Here is a 12488-nt window from a genome sequence, read left to right as displayed (position 1 = left end):
CATGACCAGCCCGGAAACCCCGACGGCGCCCCAGCACCTCGGCGATCCCCACGCGGACACCGCGACCCCGCCCCGGGACTTCCCCATCCAGCGCGGTTGCCCCTTCGCGGCGCCGGCGGAGTACGACGCGCTGCGCACCCACGATCCGGTCGCCCGCGTCACCCTGCCGACCAAGCGCGAAGCCTGGGTGGTCACCCGCTACGACGACGTACGGGAACTGCTCTCCGACCCCCGGGTCAGCGCCGACATCCGCCGTCCCGACTTCCCGGCCCTCGGAGAGGGCGAGCAGGAAGCCGGGGCGAAGTTCCGCCCCTTCATCCGCACCGACGCCCCCGAGCACACCAAGTACCGGCGCATGCTCCTGCCGGTGTTCACCGTGCGCCGGGTGCGTGCGATGCGCCCGGTCGTCCAGGCCCGCGTCGACGAGATACTGGACGGCATGCTCGCCGCCGGCGGCCCGGTGGACTTCGTCTCCGCGTACGCCAACGCGGTCTCCACCTCGGTGATCTGCGAACTGCTCGGCATCCCGCGGGAGAACCTGGAGTTCTTCCGGGACGTCACCCGGATCTCCGGCTCCCGCCACAGCACGGCCGAGCAGGTCTCCGAGGCCCTCGGTGGTCTCTTCGGCCTGCTCGCCGAGCTGATCGGTGAGCGACGGGAAGAGCCCCGCGACGACCTGACCTCCAAGCTCGTCACCGAGCACCTCGTCCCCGGCCACGTGACCATGGACCAGCTCCTGTCGACTCTCGGCATCACGATCAACGCCGGCCGCGAGACCACCACCAGCATGATCGCCCTGAGCACGCTGCTCCTGCTGGAGCGGCCGGAGTTGCTGGAGGAACTGCGCCGAGACCCCTCCCTGATGCCGGCCGCCGTCGACGAATTCCTGCGTGTCCTGTCCGTCGCCGACTCCATCCCCCTGCGAGTGGCCGCCGAGGACATCGACCTGTCCGGCCGGACGATCCCCGCCGACGACGGCGTCATCGCCCTCCTGGCCGGGGCCAATCACGATCCCGAGCAGTTCGACGAGCCGGAGCGGGTCGACTTCCACCGCACCGACAACCACCACGTCGCGTTCGGCTACGGCGTCCACCAGTGCGTCGGGCAGCACCTGGCCCGGCTGGAACTGGAGGTCGCCATGGAGACGCTCATCCGCCGCGTCCCCACGCTCCGCCTCGCGGGTGACCGGGAGGACGTCGTGGTCAAGCACGACTCGGCCACCTTCGGCCTCGAAGAACTGAGGGTTGCCTGGTGACCGCGCCCTTCCCGCCGAGCGCGTCCTTGCAGCCCTCGGCCCGCCCCGCGACGCGCCCCGGTGCCCGGCCCCCCGCCCGCGCCACCCGTGGCGACAGCCCGTGGATCAGACGGTGGAGCGGTGGCGCCGCACCCCGGTTCACGCTGATCTGCCTTCCGCACGCGGGTGGCAGCGCCGGCTTCTACCGGCCCTGGGCGGCACTCATGCCCCCCGAGGTCGAGCTCCTCGCCGTCCAATACCCCGCCCGCGAGGACCGCCTCGGTGATCCCGAGGCGGCCGACATGGGTGAGCTGACGGCAGCGGTGGCCGACGCCGTCGCGCCGCTGCTCGACCGGCCGTACGCCCTCTTCGGACACAGCATGGGCTCCGCCGTGGCCTGGGAACTCGCCCACGAGCTGAACCGCCGCGGGCTCCCGGGCCCGCGGCGCGTATTCGCGTCCGGACGGGCCGCCCCCGGCACGGCCGTCACCGGGCAACTCCACCGCCAGGACGACAAAACCCTGAGCGCCGAACTCGCCCGGCTGGGCGGCACCAGCCAAGAAGTCCTGGACGACCCCGGACTGCGACCCCTGATCCTCACCGCCGTACGCCACGACTACCGGATCATCGAGACGTACCGGCCACCCGACCGGGAGCCACTGTCCTGCCCCCTGCACGTCCTGACCGGCAGTACGGACCCGGAGCTCGGCGAGGAACGGAGCCGCGACCGGGCCGGCGGCTGGGCGGACCTCACCACCGCCCGCACCGAGGTACGCGTCTTCCCCGGCGACCACTTCTACCTCACCCCGCGACGCCGTGAGGTCGTGGCCACCGTCCTGCGCAGGCTGGACCCTTCGCTGACCACCGGCGGCGTACACGCCTGGCCGAGCACCCCGTGAGCCGCCGCCCCGGGCACGCCCGCCCGGTCCTCCGAACCCGGAGAGCATCGTGATCGACTACTACTCCACCTCGGCCGAGTTCTACGAACTGGTCGCCACCCGGCACACCGCCAGCAGTGGTCCGCCCCTGACCCGTCTCCTCACCGGCCTCGACGTCTCCCACGGACCCGTCCTGGAGATCGGCGCGGGAACCGGCCGCGTCACCGAGGTCATCGCCGCCGCCCTGCCGGACGCCGAGATTCTCGCCGCCGAGCCGTCCGCCAGCATGCGCGCCATGCTCACCTCCCGGGTCGCCCGCGACCCGGACCTGCGCCGGCGCGTCACCGTCGTGGACGGGGCCGCCCAGGACCTCGTCCTGCCCGACCGGCTCTCCGCCGTCGTCATCTTCGGCGTGGCCGGTCATCTCACCGTCCCCGAACGCGTGGCCCTGTGGAAACGGCTGGCGGACCGCCTGCCGGACGGGGCGCCCATCGTCGTGGAACTGATGGGGGTCTCCTCGCCACGCGTCATCCCCCCGGTCATGTCCCTGAGGGAGACCATCGGCCGTCAGACGTACGAGTGGTGGATCGGCGGCGAACCCACCGAGGGCGACGGGATGCGGTTCACGACCACCTGGAAGGTCATGCGCGACGGCCGCACCGTGCGCGAGGTCGCCGACAGCTACGACTGGCACACCTTCGACGTCGCCCGGCTGGCCCGCGAGGCCGGCATGACCAGCCGCCGCGTCACCGAGGCGGGCGGCAGGCCCATCCCTGAAATCGGAGTTCTCGTCAAGTGAAGTCACAACCACCCGAACCGGGCCGGGCCCCGGACGCCGCAACCGCCGACGCCCGCCCCACCCCGCCACCGTTGCGCACGCTGGCCGAGCCCGTACGCGAACGACTGGCTCTCGCCGTAGGCCTCCAGGCCTTTGCCGCCCTCTGCGGAGTGGTCCCGTTCATCGCCGTCTCCCGCATCGCCGGGCGCCTCACCGCAGGGGTCCCGGCCGACGGCTCCGCGCTCTGGCCGCTGGTGACGCTGGCCTGCGTGTCGGGCCTCGTCGCCCTCGTGTGCGGCACGGCGGCCGGCACCCTCGCCCACATCGCCGACAACGACCTTCAGCTCTCCCTCCGCCGCCGGCTCGCCCGGCACATCGGGCGGCTCCCGCTCGGCCGGCTCACCGGACGAGGAACCGGCGAGGTCAAGCAGGCCGTGCAGGACGACGTGAGCGCGCTGCACACCCTGTTCGCCCACACCCTCCTGGATGTCGTCTCCGTGCTCGCCGCCCCGGTGCCCATCCTGGTCTACCTGTTCACTGTCGACCGGCGCCTGGCCCTGGTCAGCGTGGTGCCCCTGCTGCTGGGCGTGTTCCTGTTCAGCCGAGCCATGGCCGGGGCCGCGGCCCAGATGACCGAGTTCGGTGCCGCGGTGGGCCGGATCTCCGCCGCCGCCGTGGAGTTCGCCTCCGGCATCGCCGTCTTCAAGAGCTTCGGACGCGGAGGCAAAGCCCACGAGCGCTTCGTCCGCGCGACCGAGGGTTTCGCCGACTTCTTCTCCGGCTGGGTCCGCTCCACCCTGCTCACCTCCACCGCCGCGATCCTTGTGGTCGCCCCGGCCGTGGTCCTGCTGCTCCTGACCGTGCTGGGCGCGGTCTTCGTCACCCAGGGTTGGACGACTGGGGCCGAACTCGTCCCCTTCCTCCTGCTCGGCCCGGCCGTCGCCGCCCCCATGGGCGTCGTGGGGCCCCGCATCCAGCAGATCCGGGCCGGCCAGGCCGCCGCCGTACGCATCACCGAACTGCTGGATGCGCCCACCCTGCCGGAGCCGACGACGGCCGTCCTTCCCGACGGCCACCACGTCTGTTTGCGGGAGGTCTCCTTCTCCTACGACGGGAACACCGACGTCCTGAGCGGCGTGGACCTCGACCTCGCGCCCGGCACGGTCACCGCGCTGGTAGGTCCCTCCGGCTCGGGCAAGTCCACCCTGGCGTCTCTGCTGCCCCGCTTCCACGACGTCACGGCCGGCACGGTCACCCTCGGCGGTGCCGACCTGCGGGACATTCCCGCCACCGAGCTGTACCGACGGGTCGGCTTCGTCCTCCAGGACGTACGGCTGCTGCGGGCAAGCGTCGCCGACAACATCCGCCTGGGGCGGCCTGACGCCACCGACGAGGAGGTCGAGCGGTGCGCCCGCGCCGCACGCATCCACGACCGGGCCATGGAGCTGCCCGACGGCTACGCGACCGAGATCGGCACGGCCGTCACCCTCTCCGGCGGAGAGGCGCAACGGCTGTCCATCGCACGGGCGCTGCTCGCCGACGCACCCGTCCTCGTGCTCGACGAGGCGACCGCCTACGCCGACCCGCACTCCGAGGCACTGATTCAGGACGGCCTGTCGGCACTCGCGGCCGGTCGCACCCTCCTCGTCATCGCCCACCGGCTGCCGACCATCCGCACCGCCGACCGGATCGTGGTGCTGGAGGACGGACGCGTCACGGAACAGGGCCGCCACGCCGACCTGCTCGCCGCCGGTGGCCGGTACGCCGCGCTGTGGGAGGCCCAGCGGACCGCGGGCCCGGACGAGACCGACGGCGCGGCACACCACCGGTCCGCACCCGTGGGGGCCGACCACGCCGCGGACGACATCCGAGAGGGAAGTGCACGATGATCCGTCAGCTCTACCGCGTCCTGGGGCCGGAGGGCTCCCGCCCACTGAACCGGCTGGTGCTCCTCCAGTCCGGAGCGGCCGTCCTCCAGGGCGTCGCCTTCGCCCTCCTCGTGCCCGTCCTGAAAGCCCTGCTCAGCACGGACCCCGACGACGTCTGGCCATGGCTGACAGCGTTCACCGGCTGTGTACTCGTCTACGCGGCGCTTCAGGGCGCGGCCATCAGCGGCGGTTTCGCGGTCGGTTCCCAGCTCTCCCGGGTACTCCATCGCCGTATGGCGGACCAGGCACTGAGCCTGCCCCTCGGCTGGTTCACCGCCGGTCGTACGGCCGAGTTCAGCAGGCTCGCCGGACAGAACGTCATCCAGGTGATGAGCACACCGGCCCACCTGCTCCGCCCGTTCCTCACCTCCCTGCTCACCCCGGTCACGCTGGTCGTCGCGACCTTCTTCTTCGACGCTCGCACTGCCTTGGTGCTCCTGGCCTGCGTGCCGGTGCTGTTTGCCGTGCAGCAGGCGAGCACGGCGCTGATGCGCCGGCTCGACCTCGGCCGTGACGCCGCGATCGGAGAGTCCGCCGACCGGGTTCTGGAGTACACGCGCAACCAGCCGGTCCTGCGGGCGTTCGGCCGGACCGCGGATGGCTACGGGGCGCTGGACGATGCCCTGGCGGCCGAGGCGCGCGCCGACCGGCGGCTCATCGTCCGCGGCCTGCCCGGCCTGGTCTCCTTCACCTTCGCGACCCGGCTCGTCTTCGCCCTGCTGCTCGCACTCGGGGTTTCCTGGCAGCTCGAAGGGTCGCTCACCGCCCCCACCCTCCTGGCACTGCTGGTGCTGCTGGTCCGCCTCATCGACAGCGTGGCGTCCGCCGCCGAAGCCGGCGCGGGCATGCGCATCGCCCGCAACACCCTGGAACGCCTCGGCGCCGTCCTCGACGAGCCGCCCTTCCCGCAGCCGGCCGAGCCGAAGACACCGCGCGACGCGAGCGTGGAGTTCTCCGGCGTCGGCTTCCGCTACGACACCGGGGCGGCGGACGGAGCTTCGGCGCGTCCGGTCCTGAACGACGTGACCTTTCGGCTGCCCGAGCGCAGCATGACCGCCCTGGTGGGACCCTCCGGCGCCGGCAAGACCACGGTCGCCTCGTTGATCGCCCGTTTCCGGGACGCCACGGAAGGCACCGTCCGCATCGGCGGCGTCGACGTACGAGAGATCGCCGCCGACGACCTGGCGGCACACGTCTCCCTCGTGTTCCAGGACGTCTACCTGTTCGACGGCACCATTGAGGAGAACGTCAGGATCGCCGCCCCGGACGCCGAGCCCGCGGAACTGGCCGAGGCCGCATCCCTGTCCGGACTCGACCGGGTGCTCGAAGAACTGCCCGACGGCTGGGGCACCAAGGTGGGGGAGGGAGGTGCACGCCTGTCCGGCGGACAGCGCCAGCGCGTGTCCGTCGCCCGCGCCCTGCTCAAGGACGCCCCCGTCCTCGTCCTCGACGAGGCCACCGCCGCACTTGACCAGGAGAACGAGGCGCTGTTCGCCGAAGCCGTACGCACCCTCGCCGACCGCAAGACCCTGCTGGTCATCGCACACCGGCTGAGCACCGTCGTCCACGCGGACCAGATCCTCGTCCTGGAGGACGGGGAGATCACCGAACGTGGTACGCACAACGACCTGGTCACGGCAGACGGCACCTACGCCTCCTTCTGGCAGCGCCGGAGCCGGGCCCACGGCTGGCGGCTGGAGGCGGCACGCTCGTGACCTCGCACCCGGCGCCTGATTCACCGGCCTCAGCGGCAGCGGCACAAGGAAGGCACGACACGATGCGCAATCGCCCCCGGAACACCTGGGACTCATGGGCGGGTTCCGTCCCGCCGCTCGAATCCGTGGGCACCATGGAACCCAGCAACGACGCCGCAGCTACAGCGACCCGCCTCGCCCGGGCGGGCCTCGCCGACCAGTACATGGTGTACGAGGCGGAAGGCGGCATCTGGCACTTCGCGGCCGGTTCCGCCGTCAGCCTCACTGCGGACGCCACCGGCATCACCGCGCGGGCGATGGGGCAGACGTGGACCTCTCGCACCGACGGCGGGCCCTTGACGGCGTTCGCGACCGCGCTGAACACCCTGTCCGCTGCATACGGCGCGCAAGCCGGTGGACGCCACTTCTACGGCTGGGCGACCTTCGAACTAGCCCATCTCCTCCACGCGGACCCTGCGGCCACCGGTGACGGCCCGCTGCTGCACGCGCTGATCCCTTCCGTCGAGGTGACGCTCACCGAGAAGGAGACCGTGGTCCGCGCGGTGGACGAGGCGTGGCTCGGCAAGGTCGCCGGCCTGCTCGCCGAACCGACCCCTCGACAGCCGCCGCCCGACGGGACGACGCCGGAGGGAGCCGAACGCATCATCGCCGCCGGCACCGCCGCCTACGGGAGTGCGGTGGCCCGGACGGTCGAAGACATCCACTCCGGTCTGCTGGAGAAGGCCGTGATCTCCCGCAAGGTCCCACTGCCCGCCGGGCTGGCCGTGGACTTCCCGGCGACCTATCTCGCGGGCCGCCGTTCCAACACCCCGGCCCGCTCCTATCTGCTGGATCTCGGCGGTTACCGGGCGGCCGGTTTCAGCCCGGAGACTGTCCTCGAGGTCGCGGAGAACGGCCGCGTCAGCACCCAGCCGCTCGCCGGCACCCGTGCATACGGCCCCGACGAGGAGGAGAACGAGCGCCGACGCGTGGAACTGCTCGGCGACCCCAAGGAGATACACGAGCACGCCGTCTCCGTACGCCTGGCCTGGGAGGAGATGGAGGCGGTCTGCCGGCCCGGCTCCGTCGCCGTCGAGGAGTTCATGAGGGTCCGGCCGCGCGGTTCGGTGCAGCACCTTGCCTCGCGGGTGACGGGCCGGCTCCGGGAGGACGCCGGACCGTGGGATGCCTTCGCCTCCCTCTTCCCCGCGATCACTGCCACCGGTGTCTCCAAACCCGCAGCGCTCCAGGCCCTGGCCCGTCATGAGGAAGGGCCTCGAGGTCTGTACGGTGGCGCGGTCTTCCGCGGCAGCTTCGCGGGCGCTCTCGACGCCTCCCTCGTCCTGCGCACCCTCATCGGAGAGGGTGAGGAGTCATGGCTGCGCGCGGGCGCGGGGGTGACCGCCCAGTCCCTCCCCGAACGCGAGATCGAGGAGACCTGCGAGAAACTCCGCAGCGTCGCCCCGCATCTGCGGTACTCCGGAGGCTGACGGGACGCCCGCCTGCCTGCTCGTCGCCGACGGGTGTACGCCCGGTTCTGGCGGGCGCGCGTGGATGCCGTCGGCCGGCAACGTCCCACACAGCCGAGGATGTCCTGCGCACCCGCCGCCCGGCGGCCCCTGCCCCGCCTCAGCGACGGACCACGGAACCTCCTGCGACCGGCGCCGGAGCGGAGATCGGTACCCCACGGCCGACATGACGGTCCGCAGCCGGTGAGCGACGATGATCACTGTCCGGTCGGTACGGATAGCGACCTCGGTAGGCCGTGTTCCAAAGGCGAGGCCAGGGTTCGGCCGTACTGTGCCTTGGGCCCTGGCCTCGCGGAGGTCGCCTACTTGTCGAGGTCGGACATGTCCAGCACGAACCGGTAGTGGACGTCGCCAGCAGCAAGGCGGTCCAGAGCGGTTTCGATCTCGCTCGAAGGAAGGGTTTCGACGTCGGCTGTGATGCCGTGCTCGGCGCAGAACTCAAGCATCTCCACGGTCTGCCGCAGCCCTGCCGTGCCGGAGGAGGTGAGCTTCTTGCGGCCCGCTCCCAGTTCCCAGAGCTTCGGCCCGGCCAGCAGAGGGTTTCCGAGGACGCACAGGGTCCCGTCGAGGCCCAGCATGCCGATGAGCGGTGAAAGCTCGTGGTCGGCCGAGATGGTGTCGAGGATGAAATCGAAACGGCCCCGGGCGGCGGCGACCTGTGCCTCGTCGGCGGTCACGAGCAGTCCGCTGGCCCCCAGGCTCCGAGCGTCCTGCTCTTTGGCCGTGCTGCGGCTGAGGACGGTGACCTCGGCTCCCAGCGCGGCGGCGAGCTTGACCGCGATGTGGCCGAGCCCTCCCAGCCCGGCGACAGCTACACGGCTGCCTGGGCCGACACCAGCGGCCCGCAGCGGCTCCCAGACGCTGACGCCGGCGCACAAGAGCGGCGCCGCGGCGGCCGGGTCGAGCGCGTCGGGCAGATGAAAGGCGAACTTCTCGCGCAGGACGTACTCGCGGCTGTAGGCACCCTTGGTCGGGGTGCCGTCGATGCGGTCGGTGCCGCCGTAGGTGGTGGTAGGCCGGCTGTAGCAGTAGTTCTCCTGCCCGGCCTCGCACATGGCGCACTCGCCGCACGAGTCGATGATCGTGCCGATGGCGACCCGATCGCCCACGGCGAAGCCGGTGACGGCCTGACCGACGGCGACGACGACGCCGGTGGCTTCGTGGCCGGGGACGAGGTCCTTCTCGCCGAGCATCCCGTGAATGCGGTGCAGGTCGCTGTGGCAGACGCCGCAGTAGTCGATCCGCACGGCAATGTCATCCGAGCGCGGATCACGCCGCTCGAAGGTGACGCGAGTCAGTGCGTTGCTGGTCGGGTCCAGGCTCTGCCAGCCGGTCGTGGTCCTCATGAGCAGGTCCTCCTCATCAAAACGGAATCTGTATTCACTTTAACACGGTGCGGAATCCTGATTCCGGTTTGAGTACACTCGGGCCGATGAGCCCACGAACCAGCCCTTCGGCCGCCCCCCGCACCCCACGCCGGGACGCGCTGCGCAACGATGCGATCGTCATCAACGCCGCACGTGCGGTTTTTGCCGAGCAGGGACCGCAGGCGAGCATGGAGGCCATTGCTGCCCGTGCCGGTCTGGGCGTCGGTACGATCTACCGGCGGTTCGCGGGCAAGGACGCTCTCCTCGATGCCATCGCGCGGCTCTTCGTTGAGGAAATGGACCGGGCCGCAGCGACCGCGCTCGAAGATCCCGATCCCGCCGCCGGTCTTGAGTGGTTTCTGGACTTCGTGGGGACCTTCAACGCGGAGAAGCGCCGTTACGCGGCCTCCCTGACGGACCGCGTGCCCAGTGACGACGACGTGAGCGCGCGGACCGCGGACCGCGTCCGGCAGTTGACGCAGAATGCGGTCGAGTCGGGGTATCTGACGCAGGGTGTGACGGGAGACGACGTCAAGGCCCTCATCGTGGCCATACGCGGGGTCGTCGCCGCTTCACCGGACGGAGACGACGGCCCCTGGCGTCGTTTCGTCCGCATCCATCTTGCAGGTCTCCGCGCCGACTGATCCTGCGGCACGGCCCTATGGGCGCTACCTCGGTTTCTCGAGCGGAAGTTCTCGTTCTCGATTTCGCGCGTCATGACGCCGGTAGATCGGGAGCGGTTCCAAGGCACCCCGTTTCTGAGCTGCGTCAGGGGCGCCCATCCCTGTCAACAACGCTCGTGGCCCATACAGCTAGGGCTTGTTGCGAAAGTAGCGCCGTCCGCCCGGAGGGCGGGACCGGCGGCGTCTGGTGCGTGCGATCGCAAGGCGGAGGGTCGCCCCGATACTGGATGTATCGGGGTGATACCGACAACGCAGCGAGCGTGCGTGCCAGGCGTCGCCGGACAGGCGGGACTTTCGAAACAAGCCCTAGGTGGCTTCGCCCAGAAAGTGCTGCCAAGAAGTGTCGCAGCCCCGCGCCAGCGCGGCACCGTCACCGTCCACGGCACGCAGCAGCTGGTGCCGGAGGTTACCGGGCAGCAGGACCGGATCGTCGGCCTCGGTCCACAGCTTGAACCAGAAGTCCTGAGGCTCTTCGCTGGGCACGGGCGGGCTCCGCATCAGCGCGACCAGCCGGGCCGTACCCGTGTAGGCGGGAGCCTGGGCCCCGGTCAGCAGCGCCAGGTTGGCCACCTGCTCCGCCTCCAGGCGCCCGGCCTCGAAGCCCGGCGTGAGATTCAGCCGCCGCTCCAGCAACTGCGCGAACGAATCCGGTTGATACACCGGGGAACCAGCGACGTCTTCACCCTCTCCCTCACGGACAGCTCAGCGGGTCCTGATCACCGCAGCCGGTGATCGCAACCCGCCGAACGTCCGCAGGAGTTGGCCGGAACGGTCGCACCCGGCCGGGAACCACCGGCAAGGCGCCTTCAGGTACGCCTGTCGTCCAGGTGGGCCAGAGCGTGGGCGTAGGAGCTGGGGTGGGCCAGGGCGTAGGCGTACTCATCGGGGTGACGGGTGAGACGGGCCACCACCCACGCGGTCTGCGCGTCCATTCCGGGGGCCGCCGCGGCCAGGCGGCGCGCGTGCCACATGGTGCGCGGAGTGAGAAGCCACCGGGCCATCGAAAGCCGGACCCGCCCGGTGCTGGAGGCTACCGGGCCGGGCCCGGCCGTGGCGGGGAGGTCGTTAGGGGCGAGGCCGTCTGTCACGTCCGCGAGTGTGGCCACGAACGCACCTCACGGAACGGAAGCCGATGCGGAGGTCACTGGAAAGGACGACCGGGCAGGCGGCAGGTTGACACCGAGGGTCGGCGCACCGCGGTGTCCCTGCCGTTCGGAGAGCGGGGGTGTAGTCCCGGCCAGAGGAAGGGCCGGAAAGTGGCGCGTCACATGGAGTGTTTATGGGGAGATACGGCCGGTTGCAGCTCTGAGTGACCAGGGGGTTACGTGAAGTGGAAAGACGCGTTCGGCAGCGCGATGGAGGAACTGAAGGCGATACGGGCCCTGCTGGCGCCGGTCGGTCGTCTTGATGACCCGACGGTCGGGCTGACGGCCCTGCACGGTGAGCTCACCCAGACCCGCCTGAAGATCCTGGAGGTCGTGCAGGGAGGTGTCACCGGGCTGCGGGAGGAGAACCGGGAGGTACGCCGTCGCCAGGACCGGATGATCAGCGACCTCAGCGAAACCCGCGGCGAGCTCCGCCAGCTGCTGGAACTCGCCGAGACCCTCCGCCCCCTCGCGGAACTCCAGAGGCCGGCCGACGAACCGGACCCCGGCGCACCGACACCGGTGGGGCCTGCGGCCCCGGAGCCCGGCCTTGAGCCCGGCCACGAGCCCGCCGCCTTCGCAACGGCACCGCCCACCTCATCCGACACCGACTTCCAGGGGGGAACCATGGAGAGCAGCCAGCAGCAGCCACAGCCGGAACCGGAGCGCCAGAACCGGGATCAGGACGACGCTCTCAAGCGTGCGATCCAGGCTGCCTACCAGGGCAACGGCACACCCAGCCCGCCCACTTCCGCCGTCGCCCCGCCGACCGGCGGCGAGGACCCGCGGGTCAACCACGGGGTCCTGCTGCTGAAGGCCGCCGGGGTGGCCTCCGTGGACCTCATCGCGCACCGCGACACCTGGGAATGGCTCACCGCCCTGGCCGTCGACCACGACCACTTCCGCACCCCGCCCTCGGTCGAGGACGTCAAGGAAGGACGCGTCCAGACCGTCCTGTCCGGCCGCTCCCTCATCGGCCTGCTCATCAAGCTGTGGGACACCCGCCACGCCACCACCCCGCTCGAGGCGGACTGGGCGCTGGCCACCACCGCCTACAACCGGATCGCCGCCGAACTCACCGGCGTCGACGGAGAAGGCCAGACCATCCGTATCGTCCTGGACGACGGGATCCCCCACGAGACCGGCGACTGACACCACCCCGCACCTGGGCCGGCGGCTGTCCGTACCGGCCGGGACGGCCATCGGCTCGCCGTGGCACGGCAGGAGGCCCTCACCGCGATCGATGAGGGCC

Annotated in this window: 11 protein-coding genes; 8 read left to right on the top strand and 3 right to left on the bottom strand. The window is 71.1% G+C overall.

Going from position 1 to position 12488, the window contains the following annotated elements; genetic code table 11:
* Position 1: 1 nt before the first annotated feature.
* From SACTE_RS03555 to SACTE_RS03530, 6 genes are all read left to right on the top strand, one after another.
* Positions 2-1255 carry a cytochrome P450 gene (locus SACTE_RS03555; RefSeq protein WP_014044660.1) on the top strand — a complete coding sequence of 418 codons (1254 nt, stop codon included), beginning with the start codon at positions 2-4 and terminating at the stop codon, positions 1253-1255.
* On the top strand, positions 1252-2133 hold the full coding sequence (locus SACTE_RS03550) for an alpha/beta fold hydrolase (protein WP_014044659.1): 882 nt from the start codon (positions 1252-1254) through the stop codon (positions 2131-2133). Before SACTE_RS03555 ends, SACTE_RS03550 begins: the two co-directional genes overlap by 4 nt.
* A gap of 49 nt (positions 2134-2182) precedes the next feature.
* Positions 2183-2911: a class I SAM-dependent methyltransferase gene (locus SACTE_RS03545; protein WP_014044658.1), complete on the top strand. Its 729-nt coding sequence runs from the start codon at positions 2183-2185 to the stop codon at positions 2909-2911.
* A complete protein-coding gene (locus SACTE_RS03540; RefSeq protein WP_014044657.1) occupies positions 2908-4779 on the top strand; it encodes an ABC transporter ATP-binding protein in 1872 nt (623 codons plus the stop codon). The genes SACTE_RS03545 and SACTE_RS03540 overlap by 4 nt, the downstream gene beginning before the upstream one ends.
* On the top strand, positions 4776-6533 hold the full coding sequence (locus SACTE_RS03535) for an ABC transporter ATP-binding protein (protein ID WP_014044656.1): 1758 nt from the start codon (positions 4776-4778) through the stop codon (positions 6531-6533). Before SACTE_RS03540 ends, SACTE_RS03535 begins: the two co-directional genes overlap by 4 nt.
* Positions 6534-6595: 62 nt before the next feature.
* Positions 6596-8002 carry a salicylate synthase gene (locus SACTE_RS03530; RefSeq protein WP_014044655.1) on the top strand — a complete coding sequence of 469 codons (1407 nt, stop codon included), beginning with the start codon at positions 6596-6598 and terminating at the stop codon, positions 8000-8002.
* Between the two features lie 341 nt (positions 8003-8343).
* Here SACTE_RS03530 and SACTE_RS03525 read toward each other — a convergent pair whose 3' ends face one another.
* Positions 8344-9387, bottom strand: coding sequence for an NAD(P)-dependent alcohol dehydrogenase (locus SACTE_RS03525; protein WP_014044654.1), 1044 nt, complete (start codon positions 9385-9387; stop codon positions 8344-8346).
* An 86-nt stretch (positions 9388-9473) separates the two neighbouring features.
* Here SACTE_RS03525 and SACTE_RS03520 point away from each other — a divergent pair, with 86 nt between their 5' ends.
* The gene (locus SACTE_RS03520; protein WP_014044653.1) at positions 9474-10052 is read left to right on the top strand and encodes a TetR/AcrR family transcriptional regulator; all 579 of its coding nucleotides are present in this window, start codon (positions 9474-9476) and stop codon (positions 10050-10052) included.
* 345 nt (positions 10053-10397) lie between these two features.
* On the opposite strand, the gene SACTE_RS03515 is transcribed toward SACTE_RS03520, so the two are convergent.
* Both SACTE_RS03515 and SACTE_RS03510 read right to left on the bottom strand, forming a co-directional pair.
* On the bottom strand, positions 10398-10751 hold the full coding sequence (locus tag SACTE_RS03515) for a hypothetical protein (RefSeq protein WP_014044652.1): 354 nt from the start codon (positions 10749-10751) through the stop codon (positions 10398-10400).
* 146 nt (positions 10752-10897) lie between these two features.
* Positions 10898-11179 (bottom strand): hypothetical protein, encoded by a 282-nt coding sequence (locus SACTE_RS03510; protein ID WP_226995143.1) that lies wholly within the window; start codon positions 11177-11179, stop codon positions 10898-10900.
* Positions 11180-11416: 237 nt separating this feature from the next.
* On the opposite strand from SACTE_RS03510, the gene SACTE_RS03505 reads away from it, so the two are divergent.
* On the top strand, positions 11417-12388 hold the full coding sequence (locus tag SACTE_RS03505) for a hypothetical protein (protein ID WP_014044650.1): 972 nt from the start codon (positions 11417-11419) through the stop codon (positions 12386-12388).
* The last annotated feature ends 100 nt before the right edge of the window (positions 12389-12488 follow it).

The organism is Streptomyces sp. SirexAA-E (assembly GCF_000177195.2).
Classification (GTDB): Bacteria; Actinomycetota; Actinomycetes; order Streptomycetales; family Streptomycetaceae; genus Streptomyces; species Streptomyces flavovirens.
This window is presented reverse-complemented; position numbering and strand designations above follow the sequence as displayed.

Coding starts and splice junctions, on each gene's coding strand:
- SACTE_RS03555 (WP_014044660.1), top strand. CDS start 2: ATGACCAGCCCGGAAACCCCGACGGCGCCCCAGCACCTCGGCGATCCC.
- SACTE_RS03535 (WP_014044656.1), top strand. CDS start 4,776: ATGATCCGTCAGCTCTACCGCGTCCTGGGGCCGGAGGGCTCCCGCCCA.
- SACTE_RS03530 (WP_014044655.1), top strand. CDS start 6,596: ATGCGCAATCGCCCCCGGAACACCTGGGACTCATGGGCGGGTTCCGTC.
- SACTE_RS03525 (WP_014044654.1), bottom strand. CDS start 9,387: ATGAGGACCACGACCGGCTGGCAGAGCCTGGACCCGACCAGCAACGCA.
- SACTE_RS03520 (WP_014044653.1), top strand. CDS start 9,474: ATGAGCCCACGAACCAGCCCTTCGGCCGCCCCCCGCACCCCACGCCGG.